The organism is Pseudomonas aestiva (genome assembly GCF_039908605.1).
In the GTDB taxonomy this organism is placed as follows: Bacteria; Pseudomonadota; Gammaproteobacteria; order Pseudomonadales; family Pseudomonadaceae; genus Chryseomonas; species Chryseomonas aestiva.
Genome location: NZ_CP150916.1, coordinates 466,269 through 488,275, shown reverse-complemented (window position 1 = coordinate 488,275; position 22,007 = coordinate 466,269). Strand labels below are relative to the sequence as shown.

Annotated in this window: 34 protein-coding genes; 5 read left to right on the top strand and 29 right to left on the bottom strand. The window is 62.5% G+C overall.

Annotation, left to right across the window (positions count from 1 at the left end; translation table 11 throughout):
* Positions 1–9 precede the first annotated feature (9 nt).
* Positions 10–366, bottom strand: a complete 357-nt coding sequence (locus AABM56_RS02295; RefSeq protein WP_133860569.1) for a hypothetical protein — start codon at positions 364–366, stop codon at positions 10–12.
* A gap of 122 nt (positions 367–488) precedes the next feature.
* Between AABM56_RS02295 and AABM56_RS02290 the strand changes: the two genes are divergently transcribed.
* From AABM56_RS02290 to AABM56_RS02270, 5 genes are all read left to right on the top strand, one after another.
* Positions 489–1,040: a DUF2796 domain-containing protein gene (locus tag AABM56_RS02290; protein WP_133860568.1), complete on the top strand. Its 552-nt coding sequence runs from the start codon at positions 489–491 to the stop codon at positions 1,038–1,040.
* Between the two features lie 7 nt (positions 1,041–1,047).
* The gene (locus tag AABM56_RS02285; RefSeq protein ID WP_133860567.1) at positions 1,048–1,755 is read left to right on the top strand and encodes an ABC transporter ATP-binding protein; all 708 of its coding nucleotides are present in this window, start codon (positions 1,048–1,050) and stop codon (positions 1,753–1,755) included.
* Position 1,756: 1 nt separating this feature from the next.
* Positions 1,757–3,010 (top strand): ABC transporter permease, encoded by a 1,254-nt coding sequence (locus tag AABM56_RS02280; RefSeq protein WP_347883811.1) that lies wholly within the window; start codon positions 1,757–1,759, stop codon positions 3,008–3,010.
* Positions 3,011–3,023: 13 nt separating this feature from the next.
* A complete protein-coding gene (locus tag AABM56_RS02275; protein ID WP_133860565.1) occupies positions 3,024–3,518 on the top strand; it encodes a DUF3299 domain-containing protein in 495 nt (164 codons plus the stop codon).
* 96 nt (positions 3,519–3,614) lie between these two features.
* Complete coding sequence (locus AABM56_RS02270) at positions 3,615–4,304, top strand: OmpW family protein (protein ID WP_027601114.1); 690 nt, start codon at positions 3,615–3,617, stop codon at positions 4,302–4,304.
* Positions 4,305–4,395: 91 nt separating this feature from the next.
* Here the strand turns inward: AABM56_RS02270 and AABM56_RS02265 are convergent, their stop codons facing one another.
* The 28 genes from AABM56_RS02265 to rplB form a co-directional block, all read right to left on the bottom strand.
* Positions 4,396–5,325 carry an NAD-dependent epimerase/dehydratase family protein gene (locus AABM56_RS02265; protein ID WP_133860563.1) on the bottom strand — a complete coding sequence of 310 codons (930 nt, stop codon included), beginning with the start codon at positions 5,323–5,325 and terminating at the stop codon, positions 4,396–4,398.
* Positions 5,318–6,217, bottom strand: a complete 900-nt coding sequence (locus AABM56_RS02260) for a sugar nucleotide-binding protein (protein ID WP_178083888.1) — start codon at positions 6,215–6,217, stop codon at positions 5,318–5,320. The genes AABM56_RS02265 and AABM56_RS02260 overlap by 8 nt, the downstream gene beginning before the upstream one ends.
* Positions 6,218–6,304: 87 nt before the next feature.
* Positions 6,305–8,509: a YccS family putative transporter gene (yccS, locus tag AABM56_RS02255; RefSeq protein ID WP_178083887.1), complete on the bottom strand. Its 2,205-nt coding sequence runs from the start codon at positions 8,507–8,509 to the stop codon at positions 6,305–6,307.
* Positions 8,510–8,654: 145 nt separating this feature from the next.
* A complete protein-coding gene (locus AABM56_RS02250; protein WP_133860561.1) occupies positions 8,655–10,112 on the bottom strand; it encodes a catalase in 1,458 nt (485 codons plus the stop codon).
* Positions 10,113–10,302: 190 nt separating this feature from the next.
* On the bottom strand, positions 10,303–10,692 hold the full coding sequence (gene rplQ / locus AABM56_RS02245; protein ID WP_007161227.1) for a 50S ribosomal protein L17: 390 nt from the start codon (positions 10,690–10,692) through the stop codon (positions 10,303–10,305).
* 44 nt (positions 10,693–10,736) lie between these two features.
* On the bottom strand, positions 10,737–11,738 hold the full coding sequence (rpoA, locus tag AABM56_RS02240; protein ID WP_017640290.1) for a DNA-directed RNA polymerase subunit alpha: 1,002 nt from the start codon (positions 11,736–11,738) through the stop codon (positions 10,737–10,739).
* A gap of 22 nt (positions 11,739–11,760) precedes the next feature.
* Positions 11,761–12,381, bottom strand: a complete 621-nt coding sequence (gene rpsD / locus AABM56_RS02235; RefSeq protein ID WP_017640289.1) for a 30S ribosomal protein S4 — start codon at positions 12,379–12,381, stop codon at positions 11,761–11,763.
* A gap of 16 nt (positions 12,382–12,397) precedes the next feature.
* Positions 12,398–12,787 carry a 30S ribosomal protein S11 gene (gene rpsK, locus AABM56_RS02230; protein ID WP_003281811.1) on the bottom strand — a complete coding sequence of 130 codons (390 nt, stop codon included), beginning with the start codon at positions 12,785–12,787 and terminating at the stop codon, positions 12,398–12,400.
* 30 nt (positions 12,788–12,817) lie between these two features.
* On the bottom strand, positions 12,818–13,174 hold the full coding sequence (gene rpsM, locus AABM56_RS02225; RefSeq protein ID WP_017640288.1) for a 30S ribosomal protein S13: 357 nt from the start codon (positions 13,172–13,174) through the stop codon (positions 12,818–12,820).
* A 130-nt stretch (positions 13,175–13,304) separates the two neighbouring features.
* Entirely contained in the window at positions 13,305–13,421 is a 117-nt protein-coding gene (gene rpmJ / locus AABM56_RS02220; RefSeq protein WP_002555468.1) for a 50S ribosomal protein L36, read from the bottom strand.
* Positions 13,422–13,451: 30 nt separating this feature from the next.
* Positions 13,452–14,783 (bottom strand): preprotein translocase subunit SecY, encoded by a 1,332-nt coding sequence (gene secY / locus AABM56_RS02215; RefSeq protein ID WP_133860560.1) that lies wholly within the window; start codon positions 14,781–14,783, stop codon positions 13,452–13,454.
* Positions 14,784–15,218, bottom strand: coding sequence for a 50S ribosomal protein L15 (gene rplO / locus AABM56_RS02210; RefSeq protein ID WP_133860559.1), 435 nt, complete (start codon positions 15,216–15,218; stop codon positions 14,784–14,786).
* Between the two features lie 3 nt (positions 15,219–15,221).
* On the bottom strand, positions 15,222–15,404 hold the full coding sequence (rpmD, locus tag AABM56_RS02205) for a 50S ribosomal protein L30 (protein ID WP_007161233.1): 183 nt from the start codon (positions 15,402–15,404) through the stop codon (positions 15,222–15,224).
* A 2-nt stretch (positions 15,405–15,406) separates the two neighbouring features.
* Positions 15,407–15,907, bottom strand: coding sequence for a 30S ribosomal protein S5 (rpsE, locus tag AABM56_RS02200; protein ID WP_007161234.1), 501 nt, complete (start codon positions 15,905–15,907; stop codon positions 15,407–15,409).
* Between the two features lie 3 nt (positions 15,908–15,910).
* Positions 15,911–16,261, bottom strand: coding sequence for a 50S ribosomal protein L18 (rplR, locus tag AABM56_RS02195; protein ID WP_007161235.1), 351 nt, complete (start codon positions 16,259–16,261; stop codon positions 15,911–15,913).
* 10 nt (positions 16,262–16,271) lie between these two features.
* Positions 16,272–16,805, bottom strand: a complete 534-nt coding sequence (gene rplF, locus AABM56_RS02190; RefSeq protein ID WP_017640286.1) for a 50S ribosomal protein L6 — start codon at positions 16,803–16,805, stop codon at positions 16,272–16,274.
* An 11-nt stretch (positions 16,806–16,816) separates the two neighbouring features.
* Positions 16,817–17,209 carry a 30S ribosomal protein S8 gene (gene rpsH, locus AABM56_RS02185; protein ID WP_017640285.1) on the bottom strand — a complete coding sequence of 131 codons (393 nt, stop codon included), beginning with the start codon at positions 17,207–17,209 and terminating at the stop codon, positions 16,817–16,819.
* 162 nt (positions 17,210–17,371) lie between these two features.
* Positions 17,372–17,677 carry a 30S ribosomal protein S14 gene (rpsN, locus tag AABM56_RS02180; RefSeq protein ID WP_017640284.1) on the bottom strand — a complete coding sequence of 102 codons (306 nt, stop codon included), beginning with the start codon at positions 17,675–17,677 and terminating at the stop codon, positions 17,372–17,374.
* A gap of 13 nt (positions 17,678–17,690) precedes the next feature.
* A complete protein-coding gene (gene rplE, locus AABM56_RS02175; protein ID WP_007161239.1) occupies positions 17,691–18,230 on the bottom strand; it encodes a 50S ribosomal protein L5 in 540 nt (179 codons plus the stop codon).
* Between the two features lie 19 nt (positions 18,231–18,249).
* Positions 18,250–18,564, bottom strand: coding sequence for a 50S ribosomal protein L24 (gene rplX / locus AABM56_RS02170; RefSeq protein WP_017640283.1), 315 nt, complete (start codon positions 18,562–18,564; stop codon positions 18,250–18,252).
* A gap of 12 nt (positions 18,565–18,576) precedes the next feature.
* On the bottom strand, positions 18,577–18,945 hold the full coding sequence (gene rplN, locus AABM56_RS02165; RefSeq protein WP_007161241.1) for a 50S ribosomal protein L14: 369 nt from the start codon (positions 18,943–18,945) through the stop codon (positions 18,577–18,579).
* A gap of 12 nt (positions 18,946–18,957) precedes the next feature.
* The gene (gene rpsQ / locus AABM56_RS02160) at positions 18,958–19,224 is read right to left on the bottom strand and encodes a 30S ribosomal protein S17 (RefSeq protein WP_007161242.1); all 267 of its coding nucleotides are present in this window, start codon (positions 19,222–19,224) and stop codon (positions 18,958–18,960) included.
* A 2-nt stretch (positions 19,225–19,226) separates the two neighbouring features.
* Positions 19,227–19,418 carry a 50S ribosomal protein L29 gene (gene rpmC / locus AABM56_RS02155; protein WP_007161243.1) on the bottom strand — a complete coding sequence of 64 codons (192 nt, stop codon included), beginning with the start codon at positions 19,416–19,418 and terminating at the stop codon, positions 19,227–19,229.
* Complete coding sequence (gene rplP / locus AABM56_RS02150; RefSeq protein ID WP_017640282.1) at positions 19,418–19,831, bottom strand: 50S ribosomal protein L16; 414 nt, start codon at positions 19,829–19,831, stop codon at positions 19,418–19,420. Before rplP ends, rpmC begins: the two co-directional genes overlap by 1 nt.
* Before the next feature lie 12 nt (positions 19,832–19,843).
* On the bottom strand, positions 19,844–20,533 hold the full coding sequence (gene rpsC / locus AABM56_RS02145; RefSeq protein ID WP_007161245.1) for a 30S ribosomal protein S3: 690 nt from the start codon (positions 20,531–20,533) through the stop codon (positions 19,844–19,846).
* Positions 20,534–20,546: 13 nt separating this feature from the next.
* The gene (gene rplV / locus AABM56_RS02140; protein ID WP_007161246.1) at positions 20,547–20,879 is read right to left on the bottom strand and encodes a 50S ribosomal protein L22; all 333 of its coding nucleotides are present in this window, start codon (positions 20,877–20,879) and stop codon (positions 20,547–20,549) included.
* A gap of 12 nt (positions 20,880–20,891) precedes the next feature.
* A complete protein-coding gene (rpsS, locus tag AABM56_RS02135; RefSeq protein WP_007161247.1) occupies positions 20,892–21,167 on the bottom strand; it encodes a 30S ribosomal protein S19 in 276 nt (91 codons plus the stop codon).
* Positions 21,168–21,185: 18 nt separating this feature from the next.
* Complete coding sequence (rplB, locus tag AABM56_RS02130; RefSeq protein WP_007161248.1) at positions 21,186–22,007, bottom strand: 50S ribosomal protein L2; 822 nt, start codon at positions 22,005–22,007, stop codon at positions 21,186–21,188.

Genomic DNA, 22,007 nt, shown 5'->3' with positions numbered 1-22,007 from the left:
CCCCCAGTCTCATCCCTGCCAGATATAGAACTGCGCCTCCCCCACCCGCTCCATGCGCACCTGGGGACTGTGCCTCAGCCGTACCAGCAGCTGCTTGGCCACGCCCAGATTGCCGGTCAGCTTTTCCAGGGCCACCAGGATGTCCGGCCCGCTGAGTCGGCCAGCCTGGCTGAGCAATTTCACCACCTGGTCCCAGAGCATGTCGCCGCCCGACTTGGGCCCGCTGGGGGCGGCGGCCACCGCCGCAGCAGGGAGGGACGCCGCCGTCGGCTGCAGGGCTGCGGCCAGGCGCTGCCAGTCGGTCTCGTCCAGTTCCACCGTGAGATCCACGGGCTGGCTGCCGATGGTTCCGCGAATGCGTACCATGGTGTTCTCCTCGTCGTGCAGAGGCCCATGCTCCCACAGCCACCGGCCGACGCCAAACCGAGGTTGCGGCACGCAAATGCAACAACATAACATAGCGCCTTTCCGCCCACTGGAAGCCATCCATGCGCCTGCCCCTGCTGACCCTCTGCCTCGCCGCCGCGCTCGCTCAACCGGCCTTTGCCCAAGGCACCGCTAGTGACCATGACGAACACGAGCACGGTGCCCTGGGCGCCCATGTGCACGGCGAATCCCACCTCGACCTGGCCCAGACGGAAACCGGCCTGGAATTGCAGTGGCGCAGTCCGGCGGCCGATCTGCTGGGCTTCGAACATGCCCCGCGCAACCAGCAGGAAGAGGACGCCGTCGCGGCTCTGCGCCAAAGCCTGGAGAATCCCCAGGCGCTGGTGAAGCTGCCCGCGGCAGCCGATTGCCACCTGACCGAAGCCAGCGCCATCAGCCCGCTGTTCGCCAAGGACGCCAGCGCGAGCGGCCATCTCGACGTGGACGCCAGCATGAGCTTCAGCTGCAGCAAGCCGGGCGCGCTCGCCAGCCTGGATCTCTCCGGCTGGTTCGCCCGCTTCCCCAACAGTCACAGTGTCGAGGTCCAGGCCATCGTCGCCAGCGGTCAGCAAGGCGCCGAACTGACCGCCAAGCAACCGCAGCTGAAATGGTAAGACGGTCGTGACCGCCGCCCCCCTGGTCGAGATCCAGGACCTCGGCTTCGCCTGGCCGGGCCAGGCGGAATGCCTGGACATCCGGCACTTCCAGCTGGCGCCCGGCGAGGCGCTGTTCCTCGAGGGGCCTTCGGGCAGTGGCAAGACTACCCTGCTCGGCCTGCTGGGTGGCGTGCAGCGCCCCGGTCGCGGCCAGGTGCGCCTGCTCGGTCAGGACCTGGGGACGCTCGCCACCGCCCGGCGCGACCGCTTTCGCGTCGACCACACCGGCTTTCTCTTCCAGCAATTCAACCTGCTGCCCTTTCTCTCGGTGCTGGACAACGTCCTGCTGCCCTGCCAGTTCTCGGCGCTGCGCCGCGAGCGCGCCACCGCGCGGCACGGCGATCCGCGGGGTGCGGCCCTGACCCTGCTCTGCGCCCTGGGGCTGAGCGATCCCGCGCTGCCGCGCCGTCCAGCCCGCGAACTCTCCATCGGCCAGCAGCAGCGGGTCGCCGCCGCCCGCGCCCTGATCGGCCAGCCGGAGCTGGTGATCGCCGATGAACCCACCTCGGCGCTGGACACCGATCACCGCGATGCCTTCCTGCAGCTGCTGTTCGCCGAGTGCGCTGCCGCCGGCGCCGGCCTGCTGTTCGTCAGCCACGACCGCAGTCTGGCCAGTCGTTTCGACCGCCACCTGACCCTGGCCCAACTCAACGCCGCCCGGCCGGAGACCTAGGATGCCGCTTCTGCCACTGGCCTGGGCCAGCCTGCGCAATCGTCGCGCCACCGCCCTCCTCACCGTCTTCACCATCGCCGTCTCGGTGGCCCTGCTGCTGGGCGTCGAACGCTTGCGCACCGAGGCCAAGGCCAGCTTCGCCAGCACCATCGCCGGCACCGACCTGGTGGTGGGCGCCCGCTCCGGTGCGGTCAATCTGCTGCTCTACTCGGTGTTCCGCATCGGCAATGCCACCAACAACATCCGCTGGGAGAGCTACGAGAAGCTCGCCGCCGATCCCCGCGTCGCCTGGACCATCCCGCTGTCCCTCGGCGACTCCCACCGCGGCTACCAGGTGCTGGGTACCGACGGCAACTACTTCGCCCACTATCACTACGGGCGCAACCAGCCGCTGCGGCTGGCCCAGGGCCGCCCCTTCAACGACGTCTTCGAGGTGGTGCTGGGCGCCGAGGTGGCCAAGGCGCTGCACTATCAACTGGGCGACAGGGTCGTGCTGGCCCATGGTGTCGCCACCATCAGCCTGACCGAGCATAGCGACCACCCCTTCACCGTGGTCGGCATCCTCGCCCCCACCGGTACCCCCGTCGACCGCACCCTGCACATCCCGCTGAGCGGCATGACCGCCCTGCACCTGGACTGGCGCGGCGGCATGCCCGGTCCTGCGCTGAGCGACGCCGAGGTGCGCCGGCGCGATCTCACGCCCCAGGACCTGACCGCCGCCCTGGTCGGCCTCAAGAGTCGGGTGGCCACCTTTGCCGTGCAGCGAGCGGTCAACGAGTACCGTGGCGAGCCGCTGCTGGCCATCCTGCCCGGCGTGGCCCTGCAGGAACTCTGGGGTCTGCTCGGCACGGCGGAACAGGCGCTGCTGGTGATGTCGCTGTGTGTGGTGCTCACCGGGCTGGTGGGCATGCTCACCGCCCTGCTCGCCAGTCTCAACGAACGACGCCGCGAGATGGCCATCCTGCGCTCGGTGGGCGCCCAGCCGCGTCATCTGTTCGGCCTGCTGCTGGCCGAAGCCCTGGCCCTTACGCTGGCCGGCTGTCTCGCCGGGCTGGCGCTGCTCTATGGCGCCATCGCGCTGGGCCGGCCCTGGCTGCTGGCGGAATACGGCCTGGCATTGCCACTGGACTGGCCCTCGCTCTACGATGGGCAACTGCTCGGCGGTATCCTGCTCGCGGCGCTGGCGCTCGGCTGCATTCCGGCCTGGCGCGGCTGTCGCCAGGCCCTCACGGACGGGTTGTCCGTGCGTTTGTAGACGAGGCTTCCCCATGCGCCTGGCGCTCCTGCTGTTGCTCTGCTGGCTGTCCTGGGCCCAGGCCGACCCCCGCCAACTCGCCTGGCGCGAACTGGTGCCGGCCGATGCGCCGCGCTTCAATCCCGGCAGCGTCGACCACGGCCTCGGCGAAGACGGCCCGGCCGCCAGCCAGCCCTGGCCGGACGCGCCAACGGTGGCCGCCCTGGACGGCCAGGAGGTGCGCCTGCCCGGCTACGTGGTGCCGCTGATGGTCACCGAAGAGGGCGAAGTCACCGAATTCCTGCTGGTCCCCTATTACGGCGCCTGCATCCACGTACCGCCGCCGCCCGGCAACCAGATCGTCTACGTCAAGGGCAGCCACGATCTCTGGCTGTCCAAGCTGCACCTGCCCTACTGGGTGGAAGGCCGCCTGGGCGTGGGCACCCAGCGCAGCGAGATGGCCGTCGCCGGCTACTGGCTGCAGGCCCAGCGCATCCAGCCCTACATCCTCAAGGGCGACGGCTCCTGAGGGATCTGCCCTGCCCTTGAGCGAGATCAAGAGTCCGCCGTTCCGGCTTCGCTAGGCTGCTCCCAGCCATTTTTCAATGCCTTCGGAGCCCTCGCCATGCGTCCTCTCTTCCGTCTCAGCCTGCTCGCCCTCGCGCTGGCCGCCCCCTTCGCCCAGGCCCACCAGGCCGGCGACATCATCCTGCGCGCCGGCGCCATCACCGTGGATCCCCACGAGCGCAGCTCCGACGTCAAGATCGACAGAGGCGCCCTGAGTGGCGCCAATCTGGGCGGCAAGGCGACCATGGACAGCGACACCCAGCTGGGGCTGAACGTCGCCTACATGCTGACCGACCACCTGGGCCTCGAATTGCTCGCGGCCACGCCCTTCGAGCACCAGGTCAACATCAAGGGTACCGGGCTCGACGCCGCCAATGGCAAGCTGGGCAGCCTCAAGCACCTGCCGCCGACGCTGAGCCTGGTCTACTACCCGCTGGACGCCAAGGCGACGTTCCAGCCCTATGTCGGCGCCGGCCTCAACTACACCTGGATCTATGACGAGCACGTCGGCAGCGGCGCCAGCGCGGCCGGCTTCGACAATTTCCGCGCCGACAACTCCTGGGGCTGGTCCGCCCAGGTCGGTGCCGATCTCATGCTCACCGACCGGGTGATGCTCAATGCCCAGATCCGCTACATCGACATAGCCACCACCGCCCACGTCGACAACACCGCCCTCGGCGCCCGCGCCAAGGTCGATCTGGACGTGGATCCCTGGGTCTACATGGTCGGCCTGGGCTATCGCTTCTAGGCCACCGCCAGCCACTCGCGCCTTAGGTTGGCGCCGAGACGGCTCCAGCGGCGAAGCTCAACAGGCCAGGGCTTGCCCCTGGCCTCGCCTGCTAGTCCCGCAGCAGCGCCGCCAACCCCGTGCCCATGGCGGTAGGCTGGCTGAAGTCGAAACGCTCGCGCAGACGACGGTTGTCCGCCTTCGAATGGCGGATGTCTCCCGCCCGCGCGGCCCCATGGGTCACCTGCGGCAGGCCACCGAGCACCTGGCCGATCTCTGCCAGCAGGCCGTTCAGGCTGATGGTCTCGCCGCGCCCCACGTTCACCGCCCCGGCCGTTACTTCGGTGGCTTCCAGCGCCTGCACCAGGATGCCCACCAGATCGGCCACATACACGAAATCGCGGGTCTGCTCGCCATCGCCAAACACCGTGATCGGCGTCTGGCGGCGGGCACGCTCGGTAAAGATGCTGATCACCCCGGAATAGGGCGAAGACGGATCCTGCCGTGGGCCGTAGATGTTGAAAAAGCGGAAGATCGCCGGCTCCAGCCCGTGCTCGCGGCGATAGAAGTCGAAGTAGTACTCGCCGGCCAGTTTGTCGGCCGCATAGGGCGTCAGCGGCGCCTTGGGCAGCTCTTCGTCGATGGCCTGGCCCTGACCGTTGGCGCCATAGACCGCCGCGCTGGAGGCATAGACCACGCGCCTGATGCCGGCCTTGCGCATGGCCTCGCACAGATTCAGGGTGCCGATGAAATTGGCCCGGTGGGTACCCACCGGGTCTTCCACCGACGCCTGCACCGAGGCCACCGCGGCCAGGTGCACCACCGCTGCGCAGCCGGCCACCGCGGCTTCCAGCGTCGCGGTATCAGCCACGTCGCCCACCCGCAGCTCGATACGTTCGTTGTCCAGCGGCAGATTCTCGCGCTTGCCGGTGCTCAGATCGTCAAGCACCCGCACCCGCCTGCCCCGCGCCAGCAGCGCGTCGGCCAGATGGGAGCCGATGAAACCGGCACCGCCAGTGATCAGAATGGGCGCATCACTCATGGAAACCTACCTCGTCCTGCCGAAAGCCCTGCAACAGCGCGGGCAGCTCCTGCTGCCAGCGCCGCGCCTTGATTCCAAAGGTGTTGAGCAGCTTGCGACTGATCAACACCCCCTGTTGTGGCTCTTCCGCGGCATCCGCGCGCTCGAGGTGCGTCACCTCCTGCCATTCGCAGCGCACCGGCCGGTCGAACTCCTGCCAGAGCTGGGCGACGGTCTCGGCCAGGCCCAATTCCGATACCGCTTCCTGGGCGCCATAGTGATAGGTCCCCCAGAGCGGCGCGCCGCAGTCGAGTTGCTTGACCACCGCCAGCAACACCCGCGCGGCATCGCCCACGGTGGTCGGATTGCCGCGCCGGTCGCCCGCCATCGGCACCACCTGCTCGGTGTCCAGCTGCTGCAGCAGACGCCCCAGACGCCCGTCGCGGGAGTCGTCCAGCACCCAGCCCAGGCGCAGCAGGATATGCATCGGGCACAGCGCTCGCACCAGTTGCTCGACCCGCCAGAGCGCTTCGCCACGCGCCCCGGGGGGCCGCGGAAGATCCTTTTCACTATAGCCGGCCACGCGCGAGCCATCGAACAGCTGATAACTGGACGGTTGGATCAGCGGAATCTGATAGTGCTGGCAGAGGCCTGCCAGGCGCTGCACGGCCAGCGCCTGGCGCTGCATCAGGGCCGGATCGAAGTCTGCGGCCTGCAACCAGTCGCGGTAGTAGGCGAGATTGATCACCGCTCCCGGCCGTACCCGGTCGAGGACCTCGGTCAGTCCGGCAGCGTACCAGCCCTCCGCGGGAGTCTCGGGGGCGACGAATTCGATGCCCGCTTCGGCACCGGCGGCGAGTAGCGCCTTGCCCAGGGCGCTCTCCCCGCCCACTACTAGAAGACGCATACGCATGTGTTGGAACAGCCTTCAAACCAGCATAAACAGGCGTCGAAAGATTCGACGGACATCGGTCAACATAGCGCGTCGCGCCAACCTTGCTCAAGCACCGGCGGCAACCGCTGCCGGTTCCTCGCGGGTTTGTTCGCGCAGGGTATGGTTGGCGGCGCTCTTGAGATTGGGTAGCAGCCGGCAGATCAGCGCCAGCTGGGTGCACACCAGTCGATAGCCGTCGTCGTTATCATCCGCCGCGGCTTCCAGTTGGTCGGCCAGGCTGCTTTCCTCTTCGGCGGTAGGCGGCAGACTGCGCCGCTCCGCCACTGCGGCGGCTATGGCCTCCATGCCCTCGGCGATACGGGTCACGGCGCGCTCCACCAGGGCATCGTGCTCAGCCGCTTCCAGCTGGCGGCGATGCGCGCCCAGGGCCGACAGATAACCCAGCAAGGTGTTGGACAACGCCAGATAGCGAAAGCCCGCTTCCAGGTTGCGCCGGAAATGCCCGGGATCGCGCAGCATGTTGGCCAGCGCCGCCGACAGCGTCGCATCGGCATTGTGGGCGTTGCGCCGCGCCACGCGGTAATCGAGGTCGTCGCGCTTGCCGGTGCGGTACTGCTCGTGCAACCGGCGCAGATAGAGGGCGTTGGTGCGCAGGGTGTTGGCCATCACCAGGTGCAGGCGGCGCCCCTGCCAGTCCGGCAGGACGAAGAACACCGCCAGCACCGCGATCAGGCAACCCAGCAGGGTGTCCAGCAGCCGCGGCCAGATCAGCATGAAACCGTTGCCCACCTGGTTGAAGCAGAACAGCACCATCAGGGTGATGGCCGCGGTGGCGACGGTGTAGCGATCGGTCCGGGTGATGAAGAACACCAGACCGGCGACCAGCGCCAGCAGCAGCTGGATCTCCGGTTGCGCGAACAGCTCCAGCAAGGCACTGCCCAGCAACAGGCCGATTACCGTGCCGACGATCCGCTGCACCAGCCGCACCCGGGTCGCCCCGTACTGCGGGCGGCAGACGAACACCGTGGTCAGCAGGATCCAGTAGCCGTTGACCGGGTGGATCAGGTGCAGCACGCCATAGCCGGCCATCAGCGCCAGCGCCATGCGCAGGCCATGGCGGAACAGCAGCGAGGTCGGGGTCAGCTGCAGGCGGATACGCTGGAACACCTCGCGCAACGAGCGCGCCGCCGGATCCAGCAGACTGGTATCCAGATCCGCCGCCCCCGAGTCGCTGTTGCCCGCCTCGGAAAATTGCCGCTCCAGTGTCGAGAGATTGTGCCCGAGCAGGTCCAGGGAGCGCAGCAGGCCGCGCCAGCGCGGATTCTGCTGCTGCTTGAGATACTCCAGCGAGGCCTGCAGATCGGTCAGCCCCTGCTGACTCTGCTGGCCATATTCGAAGGGCTGCCCCAGTCGGATCGCCTCGCCCATGTTGCGGCAGGCTGCGGCCTGCAGCTTGAGCAGGCGCTGGCAGCGAAAGAGGATATCACTGTGAAAGAACGCCTCGGTCAGGGCGCTGTAGGGATAGTGCGAGGAACTGGCGCGCTCATGGATGTCCTGCGCCATGAAATACAGACGGAAGTAGCGCCCTGAACGTGCGCCCGGCCGCCCCGAGCGGCCGAAGCGATTGAGAATGGTCGCCTTGGCCTGGTTCAGCGCCTGCACCACCTTGCCGTTCTGCTGGGCCAGCAGCACCCGCCGCCGATGCAGATCCACCCCGCGCACCGGTTCGAGCATCTCCGCCTTGAGCCGGAGCAGGGTCTCCAGTTCGCCATAGAGCGCGGACAGATTCTGCCGCACCGGCTGGTGGGCGAACAGCGCGCACCAGAGCACCGAGAGCAGGCCGTACCACAGCGCCCCGGCCAGCAGGTGCGCCGGCTCGTACCACAACGGTACCTGGGTACCCAGCCGCTGATCCACGCCAATCATGGCGTAGATCGACAGGATCACCGTAGCCTGGGCGATGGACGCATAGCGCTCGCCGATGGCGCCGAGCATGGTCAGGCTAAAGGTGGCCAGGCCCAGGCCCACCACAAAGATCCACGGATAGGGAAACAGCAGTTCGACCGCGAAGGCGGCAACCGCGAAGCACAGCAGGGTGACCACCAGCGACTTGAGACGGCCCAGCCAGCTGTCATCGGTTTCCGCCAGGGCGCTGGCGATGATGCCGAGAAACACCGGCGACAACGCGCGCAGATCGCCCAGCGACCAGCAGACAGCCATGGCGCCGCTCAGGGCGACAAAGACGCGAACGCCATAGCTGGCCTTTTCGTGCGCCCAGAGCTGGCGCAAAGACACTCCAAACACAGTCATGACGGGAGAGCGAGCCTCGTGTTTTCGCGCTTGATGCGAACCTTAGCACTGCGACGTCGCAAGTGGCGTCCGAGGCAGCCTTTCCCGCACTTTTTTAGTGGCGAAAAAAAGCCCGGCATCCGCCGGGCTCCTTCTACCCCTTGGGTCAGGCCACTTCGCTGGGATCCATCCCCAGCCCCTTGGCGATACCCATGCCATAGGCAGGATCGGCCTTGAGAAAATGACCGATCTGCCGCAGCTGGACATCCCGGGTCACCGAAGCCATGGCACCGACGATATTGTCGATCAGCAACGCTTGCTGGTCCGCGTTCATCAGGCGGAACAGCGCACCGGCCTGACTGTAGTAATCCTCGTCCACCCGGTGGTCGTAGCGATCGGCCGGACCGGCGAAATTCAGCGCCGGCTCACGATATTGCGGCGCCTGCCTGGGCGTATGGCCATAGCTGTTGGGCTCGTAGTTCGGCTGGGAACCGCCATTGCCATCGAATCTCATGGCCCCGTCACGCTGGTTGTTGGCATAGGGGCAGCGCGGCGCATTGACTGGCAACTGCTGGTAATTGGTTCCCACCCGATAGCGCTGGGCATCGGCATAGGCGAACACCCGTCCTTGCAGCATGCGATCCGGCGACAGGCCGATGCCCGGTACCACGTTGCTTGGCGCGAAGGACGCCTGCTCCACCTCGGCGAAGTAGTTCTGCGGATTGCGATTGAGCTCCAGCAGGCCTACCTCCTGCAACGGATAGTCCTGCTGCGACCAGACCTTGGTGACGTCGAAAGGATTTTCGGCGCGACCGGCCGCTTCCTGCTCGCTCATCACCTGGATGCACAGCTTCCAGCGGGGGAATTCGCCACGCTCGATGGCCTGGAACAGGTCGCGCTGGCTGTAGTCCGGATCGCTCCCGGCCAGACGTGCGGCCTCGGTCGGCGCCAGGTTCCTGATCCCCTGCTGGCTCTTGAAGTGAAACTTCACGAAGTGCCGTTCGCCCTGGGCATTGATCAGGCTGAAGGTATGGCTGCCGAATCCATGCATGAAGCGATAGCCATCCGGGATGCCGCGATCGGAAAACAGGATGGTTACCTGATGCAGCGATTCCGGCGACAGCGACCAGAAGTCCCACATCATCTGCGGACTCTTCAGATTGCTCCAGGGATCGCGCTTCTGGGTGTGGATGAAGTCGGGAAACTTGAGCGGATCGCGGATGAAGAACACCGGGGTGTTGTTACCGACGATGTCCCAGTTGCCTTCTTCGGTATAGAACTTGAGAGCGAAGCCACGCGGATCGCGCTCGGTATCCGCAGAGCCGCGCTCACCACCCACGGTGGAAAAGCGCAGGATGGTCTCGGTCTGCTTGCCGACGCTGGCGAACAGCTTGGCGCTGGAGAGATGGGTGATGTCCTGGGTGACGGTAAAGGTGCCATAGGCGGCAGAACCCTTGGCGTGCACGCGTCGCTCGGGAATGACCTCACGATTGAAGTGGGCCAGCTTCTCGATCAGATGGAAGTCGTCGAGCATCAGCGGACCGCGCGGGCCGGCGGCACGGGAATTCTGGTTGTCGGCCACCGGAATGCCGCTGGCGGTGGTGAGGATCTTGGTATCGGTCACAGGTTGTCTCCCTTGAATAGCGCTTGCTGATCGCGTGGGAGAAGTATCGCCAAGGCAATACTTTAGGACTAATTTATTGATCCTAGCATCCTGATAGAAAATCCAAGTAGAAGGGCCTGCCTGCGGCTTCGCCAAACGCCAGGCATGAAAAAGCCGGGCAGGAGCCCGGCTTTTTCCAGAACAGCGCTACTTATTCAGCAGCTTGTTCCACAGTACCGCCGACCGGACGGTCGATCAGCTCGACGTACGCCATGGGCGCATTGTCGCCAGCGCGGAAGCCGCACTTCAGGATACGCAGGTAGCCACCCGGACGGTTGGCGTAGCGCTTGCCCAGGTCGTTGAACAGCTTGCCAACGGCAGCTTTCGAGCGGGTGCGGTCGAAAGCCAGACGACGGTTGGCGACGCTGTCTTCCTTGGCCAGGGTGATCAGCGGCTCGGCAACGCGGCGCAGTTCCTTGGCTTTCGGCAGGGTAGTTTTGATCAGCTCGTGCTCGAACAGCGACACAGCCATGTTCTGGAACATGGCCTTGCGATGTGCGCTCGTGCGGCTCAGATGACGACCACTTTTACGATGACGCATGATTGAAATTCCTTCCCAAACTATCGTTCGGTGAACAATGACGATCAGGCAGTAGCCTTGTCGTCCTTCTTAAGGCTTGCAGGGGGCCAGTTGTCCAGGCGCATACCGAGCGACAGACCACGCGAGGCCAGAACGTCCTTGATTTCGGTCAGGGACTTCTTGCCCAGGTTCGGGGTCTTGAGCAGCTCCACTTCGGTACGCTGAATCAGGTCACCGATGTAGTAGATGTTCTCCGCCTTGAGGCAGTTGGCCGAACGGACGGTCAGTTCCAGATCGTCCACCGGACGCAGCAGGATCGGATCGATCTCGTCTTCCTGCTCGACCACGACCGGCTCGCTGTCGCCCTTAAGGTCGACGAACGCTGCCAGCTGCTGCTGCAGGATAGTAGCGGCACGACGGATGGCTTCTTCCGGATCCAGGGTACCGTTGGTTTCCAGGTCAAGCACGAGCTTGTCCAGGTTGGTACGCTGTTCGACCCGGGCGTTTTCCACCACATAGGCCACGCGACGAACCGGGCTGAACGTAGCATCGAGCTGGAGACGACCGATTGCGCGGGTTTCGTCTTCTTCGCTCTGACGCGCGTCGGCGGGCTCATAGCCACGACCGCGAGCGATTTTCAGCTTCATGTTCAGCGAACCGTTGTCCGCCAGGTGGGCGATGACGTGATCGCCGTTGACGATCTCGACGTCGTGATCGACCTGAATGTCAGAGGCCAGAACCGGCCCCTGACCTTTCTTGCTCAGGCTCAGGGTGACTTCGTCACGGCCGTGCAACTTGATGGCCAGACCCTTGAGATTGAGCAGGATCTCGATCACGTCTTCCTGCACGCCTTCGATGGCGCTGTACTCGTGCAGGACACCGTCGATCTCTGCTTCGACTACCGCGCAGCCAGGCATGGAGGACAACAGGATACGCCGCAGCGCGTTGCCCAAGGTATGGCCGAAACCACGCTCGAGAGGCTCGAGGGTGATCTTGGCACGGGTCTGACTAACCGCCTGCACATCGATATGGCGGGGGGTCAGGAACTCATTTACCGAACTCTGCATGGATGCACCTACTTTCTAGCCCTTACTTGGAGTAGAGCTCGACAATCAGGTTTTCGTTGATGTCGGCGGAGAGATCACCACGGGCCGGCACGCTTTTGAAGGTGCCTTCCTTTTTCTCGGTGCTCACTTCGACCCACTCAACCCGGCCACGCTGGCCGCACAGCTCGAGAGCTTGAGCGATACGCAGCTGGTTTTTGGCCTTTTCACGGACCGCGACGACGTCGCCGACCTTGACCTGATAGGAGGGAATGTTGACGGTCTGACCGTTGACGGTGATCGACTTGTGGGAGACCAGCTGGCGCGATTCAGCGCGAGTGGCACCGAAGCCCATGCGATACACCACGTTATCCAGACGGCATTCGAGCAGTTGCAGCAGGTTTTCACCGGTAGCACCCTTGCGACGGGCAGCTTCCTGGTAGTAACCGGCGAACTGACGCTCGAGGACACCATAGATACGGCGGACTTTCTGCTTTTCACGCAGCTGCAGACCGTAGTCGGACAGACGACCGCGACGCTGACCATGCTGGCCAGGAACGGTTTCCAGCTTGCACTTCGAGTCGAGGGCACGAGCGCCGCTCTTCAGGAAGAGGTCAGTGCCTTCGCGGCGGGACAGTTTGCACTTGGGACCAATGTAACGAGCCATTTCTCACTGTCTCCTATTACACGCGACGCTTCTTCGGCGGACGGCACCCGTTATGCGGGATAGGCGTCACGTCGGTGATGCTGGCGATCTTGTAACCACAGGCATTCAGGGCGCGAACAGCGGACTCACGGCCGGGGCCGGGACCTTTGACGTTCACGTCCAGATTCTTCAGACCATATTCCAGAGCGGCTTGGCCGGCACGTTCGGCTGCAATCTGGGCAGCGAACGGGGTGCTCTTACGGGAGCCACGGAAGCCGGAGCCACCGGAGGTCGCCCAGGACAATGCATTGCCCTGACGATCGGTGATGGTCACGATGGTGTTGTTGAAAGACGCATGGATGTGGGCGATGCCATCAACCACTGTCTTTTTGACTTTCTTACGAGGACGAGCAGCAGGTTTTGCCATGACTAGATTCCTGTCGATTCGCGGATGCGATTACTTGCGGATCGGCTTGCGCGGGCCCTTACGGGTACGGGCATTGGTCTTGGTGCGCTGACCACGGACCGGCAGACCACGGCGGTGACGCAGACCGCGGTAGCAACCCAGATCCATCAGGCGCTTGATGTTCATGTTGATTTCGCGGCGCAGGTCACCCTCGGTGAGGATTTTGGCGACCTCGTTACGCAGCTGATCGACCTGCTCGTCGCTCAGTTCTTTGATCTTGGCGGTCGGCTGGATGCCGGTGGCCGCGCAGATCTTCTGAGAGGTGGTGCGACCGACACCATAGATGTAGGTCAGCGAGATAACAGTGTGTTTGTTATCTGGAATGTTGACGCCTGCAATACGGGCCATTCAGAAAAACTCCAATTGACAGCTACCGACGCCCCGGAAGCCAAGAAAAGGGCGCGCGATATTAACGCTGTAGGAACAAATGATCAACCCGGCAGCACACTAGCTGCCGGGTTAGACGCGTGATTCACACTCAGCCTTGGCGCTGCTTGTGACGCGGTTCAGCGCTGCAGATCACGCGCACGACGCCTTCGCGGCGAATGATCTTGCAGTTACGGCACAGCTTCTTGACCGATGCACGAACTTTCATGACAACTCCTCTAACCTTACGGGTAACGGATCAGCGCATCATGCCGCCGCCGTAACCCTTCAGGTTGGCTTTCTTCATCAGGGACTCGTATTGATGAGATACGAGATGGGATTGGACCTGAGACATGAAGTCCATGACCACTACCACCACGATCAGCAACGACGTCCCACCGAGATAGAACGGCACGTTCGCCGCGACCACCAGGAACTGGGGCAACAAGCACACCGCCGTCATGTACAGGGCACCGAACATGGTCAGTCGGGTCAGCACGCCATCGATATAGCGCGCGGACTGCTCACCAGGACGAATACCCGGAATGAACGCTCCGGATTTCTTCAGGTTCTCGGCCACGTCCTTGGGGTTGAACATCAGCGCTGTATAGAAGAAGCAGAAGAAGATGATTCCTGCACTAAACAGCAAGATGTTCAGCGGCTGACCGGGAGCGATGGCCTGAGCCACGTCCTGCAACCAGCCGAGACCTTCGGACTGACCAAACCACGAACCGAGCGATGCCGGGAACAGCAGGATGCTGCTGGCGAAGATCGCCGGGATGACCCCAGCCATGTTCACCTTGAGCGGCAGATGGCTGTTCTGCGCCGCGAAGACCTTGCGGCCCTGCTGACGCTTGGCGTAGTGCACGGCAATACGACGCTGCCCACGCTCGATGAACACCACGAAGGCGATGATGGCAACCGCCACCACACCCACCATGATCAGCGCGAAGATGTTGATATCGCCCTGCCGTGCCGACTCGAAGGACTGACCGATGGCGCGGGGCAAGCCCGCGACGATACCGGCGAAGATCAGCATCGAGATGCCATTGCCGATACCGCGCTCGGTGATCTGCTCACCCAGCCACATCATGAACAGCGCGCCGGCGACAAACGTGGTGACAGCGACGAAATAGAAGCTGAAGCCCACGCTGAACGCGACGCCCTGACTGGCGAGTCCAACCGACATCCCGGTGGCCTGAACGAGCGCCAGAACCAGCGTGCCGTAACGGGTGTACTGGCTGATCTTGCGACGACCAGACTCACCCTCTTTCTTCAATTGCTCCAGCTGTGGGCTGATGGCGGTAAGCAGCTGCATGATGATCGAGGCCGAGATGTACGGCATGATCCCCAGTGCAAAGATGCTCATCCGCTCCAGCGCACCGCCAGAGAACATGTTGAAGAGGCTAAGAATGGTCCCCTCGTTCTGCCTGAACAGTGCGGCCAGCTGATCGGGATTGATACCCGGAACAGGGATGTGCGCACCGATCCTGTAGACGATGATCGCCAGGAACAGGAATCGGAGGCGGGTCCACAGCTCGGACATACCACCGGTCTTGCTGAGCGCAGAGAGAGCACCTTGCTTAGCCATTTATTCCTCGATCTTGCCGCCAGCTGCTTCGATGGCTGCACGTGCGCCCTTGGTGGCACGAATGCCCTTCAGGGTGACGGCACGAGTGACGTCGCCGGACAGCACAACCTTGACACGCTTGATGTCGCGGCTGATCACGTTGGCGTCTTTCAGCGCCTGCAGATCGACCACATCGACATCAACCTTGGCCAGCTCGGAGGTACGAACCTCGGCACGGTCCAGGGCTTTCAGCGAGACGAAGCCGAATTTCGGCAGACGACGGTGCAGCGGCTGCTGGCCACCCTCGAAACCGGGGGCAACCTTGCCACCGGAACGGGAGGTCAGACCCTTGTGGCCGCGGCCACCGGTCTTGCCCAGGCCGCTACCGATACCACGACCGGGACGCAGCTTCTCGCGGCGAGCGCCGGGAGCGGAACGCAGATCATTCAGTTTCATGACTTAACCCTCCACACGCAGAAGGTAGTAGGCCTTGTTGATCATGCCGCGATTTTCAGGGGTGTCCTGAACTTCGACGGTGTGACCGATGCGACGCAGGCCGAGACCCTTGACGCAAGCCTTGTGATTGGCCAGGCGGCCGTGGACGCTCTTGATCAGCGTGACCTTGACGGTTGCGTTAGCCATGATCAGAGAATCTCCTCGACGCTCTTGCCACGCTTGGCGGCAACAGCTTCCGGCGCCTGCATGTGCTTGAGACCTTCAAAGGTCGCGTACACAACGTTTACCGGGTTGGTGGAGCCGTAGCACTTGGCCAGGACGTTCTGCACACCAGCGACTTCCAGGACGGCGCGCATGGCACCACCAGCGATGATGCCGGTACCGTCGGAAGCGGGCTGCATGTACACCTTGGAGGCGCCATGGGCGGCCTTGACCGGGTACTGCAGGGTGGTGCCGTTCAGATCCACCTGGATCATGTTGCGGCGAGCAGCTTCCATAGCCTTCTGGATGGCGGCAGGCACTTCACGGGCCTTGCCACGGCCGAAGCCAACGCGGCCTTTGCCATCGCCAACCACGGTCAGAGCGGTGAAGGCGAAGATACGGCCGCCTTTCACGGTTTTGGCTACGCGGTTAACTTGAACCAGCTTCTCGATATAGCCTTCGTCGCGCTTTTGATCGTTATTTGCCATGACTTAGAACTCCAGCCCGCCTTCACGAGCAGCGTCGGCCAGCGCTTTGACGCGACCATGGTACTTGAAGCCAGAACGATCAAAGGCCACCTGGGTAACGCCAGCGGCCTTGGCACGCTCGGCGACCAGCAGACCAACTTTCTTGGCCGCCTCGACGTTGCTGGTAGCGCTTTCGCGCAGTTCTTTGTCCAGCGTAGAAGCGCTGGCCAGGACCTTGCTGCCATCGGCCGCGATGACCTGGGCATAGATGTGCTGGGAAGAGCGGTACACGCACAGACGGACCACTTCCAGCTCGCGCATCTTCAGGCGAGCCTTGCGAGCGCGACGCAGTCGGGTTTCTTTCTTGACGGTCATTTGCTATGCCCTACTTTTTCTTGGCTTCTTTACGGTGGACGACTTCGTCGGCATACCGTACACCCTTGCCCTTGTAGGGCTCCGGCGGACGGAAACCACGAATCTCAGCCGCAACCTGGCCGACCAGCTGCTTGTCGATACCCTTGATCAGGATTTCGGTCTGGTTGGGGGTTTCTGCGGTGATGCCTTGCGGCAGGTCGTAGTCCACGGGGTGAGAGAAGCCCAGAGCGAGGTTCAGCACCTGACCTTTGGCCTGGGCCTTGTAGCCCACACCGACCAGTTGCAGCTTGCGCTCGAAGCCCTGGCTAACGCCGACCACCATGTTGTTGACCAGGGCACGGGTAGTGCCGGCCATCGCACGGGTCTGCTGATCGCCATTGCGAGCGGCGAAACGCAGCTCACCGGACTCTTGAGTGACTTCAACGGACGGATGGACCTTCAGTTCCAGAGCGCCCTTGGCACCCTTGATCGAAAGAGCCTGACCGGCCAGATTAACTTCGACGCCTGCAGGCAGTCTTACAGGGTTTTTAGCAACGCGAGACATGCTGATTCCCCTTAGAAGACTGTGCAGAGCACTTCGCCGCCAACACCAGCAGCACGGGCTGCGCGATCAGTCATCACACCTTTGTTGGTGGAAACGATCGACACGCCCAGACCGCCACGCACTTTCGGCAGCTGGTCAACGGCTTTGTACTGGCGCAGACCGGGACGGCTGCTACGCTTCAGCTCTTCGATGACAGGCTTGCCTTCGAAGTACTTCAGCTCGATGGACAGCGACGGCTTGGATTCCGCGCTGACCTGAAAATCCGCGATGTAACCTTCGTCCTTGAGGACTTTGGCAACGGCAGCCTTCAGCTTGGAAGAAGGCATGCTCACAACGGCCTTTTCAGCCATCTGGGCATTACGGATACGAGTTAGCATGTCTGCTAACGGGTCCTGCATACTCATGGGCTATTAGCTCCTAATACAGAAATTGAGCCTACCGGCTCTCAAAATCACCCCTCGGCAATAGGCCGATTCGGGCGAGCCGAGCATTCTAGAGACCAGCCTGAAACGAATCAAGCCCCAAAAGGGGCTTGATTCAATTACCGCGATGAAAGGCGCTAGCTGTTACCAGCTGGCCTTCACCAGGCCGGGCACGTCACCGCGCATGGCTGCTTCACGCAGCTTGATGCGGGACAGACCGAACTTGCGGTACACGCCATGCGGACGACCGGTCAGGCGGCAGCGGTTACGCATGCGGCTGGCGCTGGCGTCACGGGGCTGCTTCTGCAGGGCGACCTGGGCATTCCAACGGTCCTCGGGGGAGGCGTTGACATTACCGATGGTCGCCTTCAGCTCGGCGCGCTTCTTGGCGTACTTGGCAACCGTCTGCTGACGCTTCAGCTCGCGGTTAATCATGCTTTGCTTAGCCATCTGAAGACCTCAATCAGTTACGGAACGGGAAGTTGAACGCGCGCAGCAGCGCACGGCCTTCCTCGTCGGTACGAGCGGTGGTGGTCAGGGTGATGTCCATACCACGCAGCGCATCGATCTTGTCGTAATCGATTTCCGGGAAGATGATCTGCTCTTTCACGCCCATGCTGTAGTTGCCACGACCATCGAAGGACTTGGCATTCAGGCCGCGGAAGTCACGCACGCGCGGCAGGGAGATGGACAGCAGACGATCCAGGAATTCATACATGCGATCGCTACGCAGGGTCACCTTGACGCCGATCGGCCAGCCTTCGCGAATCTTGAAGCCAGCAATGGAATTGCGGGCATAAGTCACGACCGGCTTTTGACCAGCGATCTTTTCCAGGTCAGCTACAGCGTTGTCGATGATTTTCTTATCACCGACCGCTTCGCCCAGACCCATGTTCAAGGTGATCTTGGTGATGCGCGGAACTTCCATCACGTTACCCAGCTGAAGCTGCTCTTTCAGCTTGGGCGCGATTTCCTTCCGATAAATCTCTTTCAATCGAGCCATGGTGATCTACCTAGCAGCTTCAGGCCTGGACCGCTTTTTGGGTCGACTTGAAGATACGAATCTTCTTGCCGTCTTCGACTTTGAAACCAACGCGGTCAGCCTTGTTGGTCTCGGAGTTGAAAATGGCAACGTTGGAGACATGCAGAGGAGCTTCTTTCTCTACGATGCCACCCTGAACACCCAGCATGGGGTTGGGCTTGGTGTGGCGCTTGATCAGGTTGACCCCACCAACGACCAGACGGTCATCAGCGAGCACCTTCAGCACCTTGCCACGCTTGCCCTTGTCCTTGCCGGCAATGACGATTACCTCGTCGTCACGACGAATCTTTTGCATGTCGGCTACTCCTTACAGCACTTCGGGGGCAAGGGAGACGATCTTCATGAACTTCTCGGAGCGAAGTTCACGGGTCACCGGCCCAAAGATACGGGTGCCAATCGGCTCTTGCTTGTTGTTCAGCAGAACCGCGGCGTTGCCGTCGAAGCGGATGATGGAACCGTCGGTGCGGCGGACGCCGTGCTTGGTACGCACGACGACTGCAGTCATCACCTGACCTTTCTTCACCTTGCCGCGCGGAATTGCTTCCTTGACGGTGACTTTGATGATGTCGCCAATGCCGGCGTAACGGCGGTGGGAACCGCCGAGCACCTTGATGCACATCACGCGACGAGCGCCGCTGTTGTCGGCGACGTCAAGCATGGATTGAGTCTGGATCATGGCTCTCTACCCTTATACCTGAACGGCGCGCTCGACGACGTCAACCAGGGTCCACGCCTTGGTCTTGGCCAGCGGGCGGGTTTCGCGAATGGTGACCAGGTCACCAATGCGGCACTGATTGGTTTCGTCGTGAGCGTGCAGCTTGGTGGAACGCTTCACGTATTTGCCGTAGATCGGGTGCTTGACGCGACGCTCGATCAGTACGGTGACGGTTTTGTCCATCTTGTCGCTGACCACTCGGCCGGTCAGCGTACGGACAGTTTTTTCAGCTTCAGCCATGATCACTTACCTGCTTGCTGGTTCAGCACAGTCTTGACGCGAGCGATGTCGCGCTTCACTTGCGAGAGCATGTGAGACTGACCCAACTGGCCAGTTGCCTTCTGCATACGCAGATTGAACTGGTCACGCAGCAGGTTGAGAAGCTGCTCGTTCAGCTCCTCTACGGATTTCTCACGCAAATCTTTCGCTTTCATCACATCACCGTCCGCTTAACAAAGGAGGTTTCGAGCGGAAGCTTGGCAGCGGCCAGGGCAAATGCCTGACGAGCCAGATCCTCGGAAACACCCTCGATCTCGTACAGGACCTTGCCCGGCTGGATCTGGGCTACCCAGTACTCGACACTACCCTTACCTTTACCCATCCGCACTTCGAGAGGCTTCTTGGTGACAGGCTTGTCAGGGAAGACGCGGATCCAGATCTTGCCGCCACGCTTCACGTGACGGGTCAGCGCACGACGTGCGGATTCGATCTGGCGAGCGGTCAGACGGCCACGGCCGACAGCCTTCAGCGCGTACTCGCCGAAGCTGACCTTGCTACCGCGATGAGCCAGACCACGGTTGTGGCCGGTCATCTGCTTGCGGAATTTTGTACGCTTGGGTTGCAGCATGTTGCGTACTCCTTACTTAGCAGCAGCTTTTTTGCGCGGAGCCGGGGCGACGGGCTTGAGCTCTTCCTGGCGGCCACCAATGACCTCACCCTTGAAGATCCAGACCTTCACACCGATCACACCGTAAGTGGTGTGAGCTTCCGCAGTGGCGTAGTCGATATCGGCACGCAGGGTGTGCAGGGGCACACGACCTTCGCGATACCACTCGGTACGGGCGATTTCAGCACCGCCCAGACGACCGCTCACCTGAATCTTGATGCCTTTGGCACCAATGCGGATCGCGTTCTGCACGGCGCGCTTCATGGCACGACGGAACATCACACGACGCTCAAGCTGCTGCGCAACGCTCTGCGCAACCAGGGCACCGTCGAGCTCCGGCTTGCGGATCTCTTCGATGTTGATGTGCACGGGCACACCCATTCTTGCGGTCAGGTCCTGACGCAGCTTCTCGACATCCTCACCTTTCTTGCCGATCACGATACCGGGACGGGCGGTGTGGATGGTGATGCGTGCGGTTTGAGCCGGGCGATGAATATCGATACGGCTTACGGACGCGCTTTTTAGTTTGTCCTGGAGGTACTCACGAACCTTCAGGTCGGCCAGCAGATAGTCCGCATAAGTGCGCTTATCCGCGTACCAGACCGAAGTGTGCTCCTTGACGATACCCAGGCGAATGCCATTGGGATGTACTTTCTGACCCATCTGATCGACTCCGTTACTTGTCCGCAACCTTGACCGTGATATGGCAAGACCGCTTCACGATGCGATCAGCACGACCTTTGGCACGCGGCATGATGCGCTTGAGCGAACGACCTTCGTTTACGAAGACAGTGGAAACCTTCAGGTCGTCCACGTCGGCGCCTTCATTGTGCTCGGCGTTGGCAACAGCCGACTCCAGCACCTTCTTCATGATTTCAGCGGCTTTCTTGCTGCTGAAAGTCAACAGGTTGAGCGCTTCGCCCACCTTCTTCCCGCGGATCTGGTCGGCGACCAAGCGGGCTTTCTGGGCGGAGATACGAGCGCCCGACAGCTTAGCGGCTACTTCCATCTTCCTTACCCCTTAACGCTTGGCTTTCTTGTCAGCCGCATGACCGCGATAGGTGCGGGTAGCAGCGAACTCGCCGAGTTTGTGGCCGACCATGTCTTCGTTCACCAGAACAGGGACATGTTGACGACCGTTGTGCACAGCGATGGTCAGACCGACCATCTGCGGCAGGATCATCGAACGACGCGACCAGGTTTTGATCGGTTTGCGTTCGTTCTTTTCCACCGCGACTTCGATCTTCTTCAACAGGTGAAGATCGATAAAAGGACCTTTCTTCAGAGAACGGGGCACAGTCGAATCCTCTACTGATTACTTGCCGCGACGGACAATCATCTTGTCGGTACGCTTGTTGGAGCGCGTCTTGAGACCCTTGGTCTTGACGCCCCACGGCGAAACCGGATGACGGCCACCGGAAGTACGACCTTCACCACCACCGTGCGGGTGATCGACCGGGTTCATGGCAACACCACGAACGGTCGGACGCACGCCACGCCAGCGGGTGGCACCGGCCTTACCCAGCGAACGCAGGCTGTGCTCACCGTTGGACACTTCGCCCAGGGTGGCACGGCACTCGGACAGCACCTTGCGCATTTCACCGCTGCGCAGACGCACGGTGACGTAGGCGCCTTCGCGGGCGACCAGCTGAGCGGAGGTACCCGCGGAGCGAGCGATCTGAGCGCCTTTGCCAGGCTTCAGCTCGATACCGTGGATGGTGCTACCGACCGGCACGTTACGCAGCGGCAGGTTGTTGCCAGCCTTGATGGGCGCGCCAGCACCGGACAGCAGCTGGTCACCAGCAGCAACGCCCTTGGGGGCGATGATGTAGCGACGCTCGCCATCGGCGTACTTCAGCAGAGCGATGTGTGCAGTACGGTTCGGATCGTATTCGATACGCTCAACGACGGCAGGGATGCCATCCTTGTTGCGACGGAAATCGACCAGACGGTAGTGCTGCTTGTGACCACCGCCGATGTGGCGAGTGGTGATACGACCATTGTTGTTACGGCCGCCGGACTTGCTCTTCTTCTCCAGCAAAGGAGCGTAGGGCGCGCCTTTGTGCAGATCGGAGTTGACCACCTTGACCACAAAGCGGCGGCCAGCGGAGGTCGGCTTGCATTTTACGATTGCCAT

Excerpts from the sequence above, each read along its gene's own strand:
- rplO (WP_133860559.1), bottom strand. The coding sequence starts at position 15,218 with ATGAAACTGAATGATCTGCGTTCCGCTCCCGGCGCTCGCCGCGAGAAG.
- rpsK (WP_003281811.1), bottom strand. The coding sequence starts at position 12,787 with ATGGCAAAACCTGCTGCTCGTCCTCGTAAGAAAGTCAAAAAGACAGTG.
- rplP (WP_017640282.1), bottom strand. The coding sequence starts at position 19,831 with ATGCTGCAACCCAAGCGTACAAAATTCCGCAAGCAGATGACCGGCCAC.
- yccS (WP_178083887.1), bottom strand. The coding sequence starts at position 8,509 with ATGACTGTGTTTGGAGTGTCTTTGCGCCAGCTCTGGGCGCACGAAAAG.
- rplV (WP_007161246.1), bottom strand. The coding sequence starts at position 20,879 with ATGGAAGTAGCCGCTAAGCTGTCGGGCGCTCGTATCTCCGCCCAGAAA.
- rpsQ (WP_007161242.1), bottom strand. The coding sequence starts at position 19,224 with ATGGCTGAAGCTGAAAAAACTGTCCGTACGCTGACCGGCCGAGTGGTC.
- rplN (WP_007161241.1), bottom strand. The coding sequence starts at position 18,945 with ATGATCCAGACTCAATCCATGCTTGACGTCGCCGACAACAGCGGCGCT.
- rpsE (WP_007161234.1), bottom strand. The coding sequence starts at position 15,907 with ATGGCAAATAACGATCAAAAGCGCGACGAAGGCTATATCGAGAAGCTG.
- rpsC (WP_007161245.1), bottom strand. The coding sequence starts at position 20,533 with ATGGGTCAGAAAGTACATCCCAATGGCATTCGCCTGGGTATCGTCAAG.
- AABM56_RS02275 (WP_133860565.1), top strand. The coding sequence starts at position 3,024 with ATGCGCCTGGCGCTCCTGCTGTTGCTCTGCTGGCTGTCCTGGGCCCAG.
- secY (WP_133860560.1), bottom strand. The coding sequence starts at position 14,783 with ATGGCTAAGCAAGGTGCTCTCTCTGCGCTCAGCAAGACCGGTGGTATG.
- rpmD (WP_007161233.1), bottom strand. The coding sequence starts at position 15,404 with ATGGCTAACGCAACCGTCAAGGTCACGCTGATCAAGAGCGTCCACGGC.
- AABM56_RS02280 (WP_347883811.1), top strand. The coding sequence starts at position 1,757 with ATGCCGCTTCTGCCACTGGCCTGGGCCAGCCTGCGCAATCGTCGCGCC.
- AABM56_RS02290 (WP_133860568.1), top strand. The coding sequence starts at position 489 with ATGCGCCTGCCCCTGCTGACCCTCTGCCTCGCCGCCGCGCTCGCTCAA.
- rpsD (WP_017640289.1), bottom strand. The coding sequence starts at position 12,381 with ATGGCTCGTTACATTGGTCCCAAGTGCAAACTGTCCCGCCGCGAAGGC.
- rpmC (WP_007161243.1), bottom strand. The coding sequence starts at position 19,418 with ATGAAAGCGAAAGATTTGCGTGAGAAATCCGTAGAGGAGCTGAACGAG.
- AABM56_RS02295 (WP_133860569.1), bottom strand. The coding sequence starts at position 366 with ATGGTACGCATTCGCGGAACCATCGGCAGCCAGCCCGTGGATCTCACG.
- rpmJ (WP_002555468.1), bottom strand. The coding sequence starts at position 13,421 with ATGAAAGTTCGTGCATCGGTCAAGAAGCTGTGCCGTAACTGCAAGATC.
- AABM56_RS02270 (WP_027601114.1), top strand. The coding sequence starts at position 3,615 with ATGCGTCCTCTCTTCCGTCTCAGCCTGCTCGCCCTCGCGCTGGCCGCC.
- rpsH (WP_017640285.1), bottom strand. The coding sequence starts at position 17,209 with ATGAGTATGCAGGACCCGTTAGCAGACATGCTAACTCGTATCCGTAAT.
- AABM56_RS02265 (WP_133860563.1), bottom strand. The coding sequence starts at position 5,325 with ATGAGTGATGCGCCCATTCTGATCACTGGCGGTGCCGGTTTCATCGGC.
- rplQ (WP_007161227.1), bottom strand. The coding sequence starts at position 10,692 with ATGCGTCATCGTAAAAGTGGTCGTCATCTGAGCCGCACGAGCGCACAT.
- rpoA (WP_017640290.1), bottom strand. The coding sequence starts at position 11,738 with ATGCAGAGTTCGGTAAATGAGTTCCTGACCCCCCGCCATATCGATGTG.
- rpsN (WP_017640284.1), bottom strand. The coding sequence starts at position 17,677 with ATGGCTAAGCAAAGCATGATTAACCGCGAGCTGAAGCGTCAGCAGACG.
- AABM56_RS02260 (WP_178083888.1), bottom strand. The coding sequence starts at position 6,217 with ATGCGTATGCGTCTTCTAGTAGTGGGCGGGGAGAGCGCCCTGGGCAAG.
- rplF (WP_017640286.1), bottom strand. The coding sequence starts at position 16,805 with ATGTCTCGCGTTGCTAAAAACCCTGTAAGACTGCCTGCAGGCGTCGAA.
- rplR (WP_007161235.1), bottom strand. The coding sequence starts at position 16,261 with ATGACCGTCAAGAAAGAAACCCGACTGCGTCGCGCTCGCAAGGCTCGC.
- rplX (WP_017640283.1), bottom strand. The coding sequence starts at position 18,564 with ATGCAAAAGATTCGTCGTGACGACGAGGTAATCGTCATTGCCGGCAAG.
- rpsM (WP_017640288.1), bottom strand. The coding sequence starts at position 13,174 with ATGGCCCGTATTGCAGGCGTCAACATTCCAGATAACAAACACACTGTT.
- rplB (WP_007161248.1), bottom strand. The coding sequence starts at position 22,007 with ATGGCAATCGTAAAATGCAAGCCGACCTCCGCTGGCCGCCGCTTTGTG.
- rplE (WP_007161239.1), bottom strand. The coding sequence starts at position 18,230 with ATGGCTCGATTGAAAGAGATTTATCGGAAGGAAATCGCGCCCAAGCTG.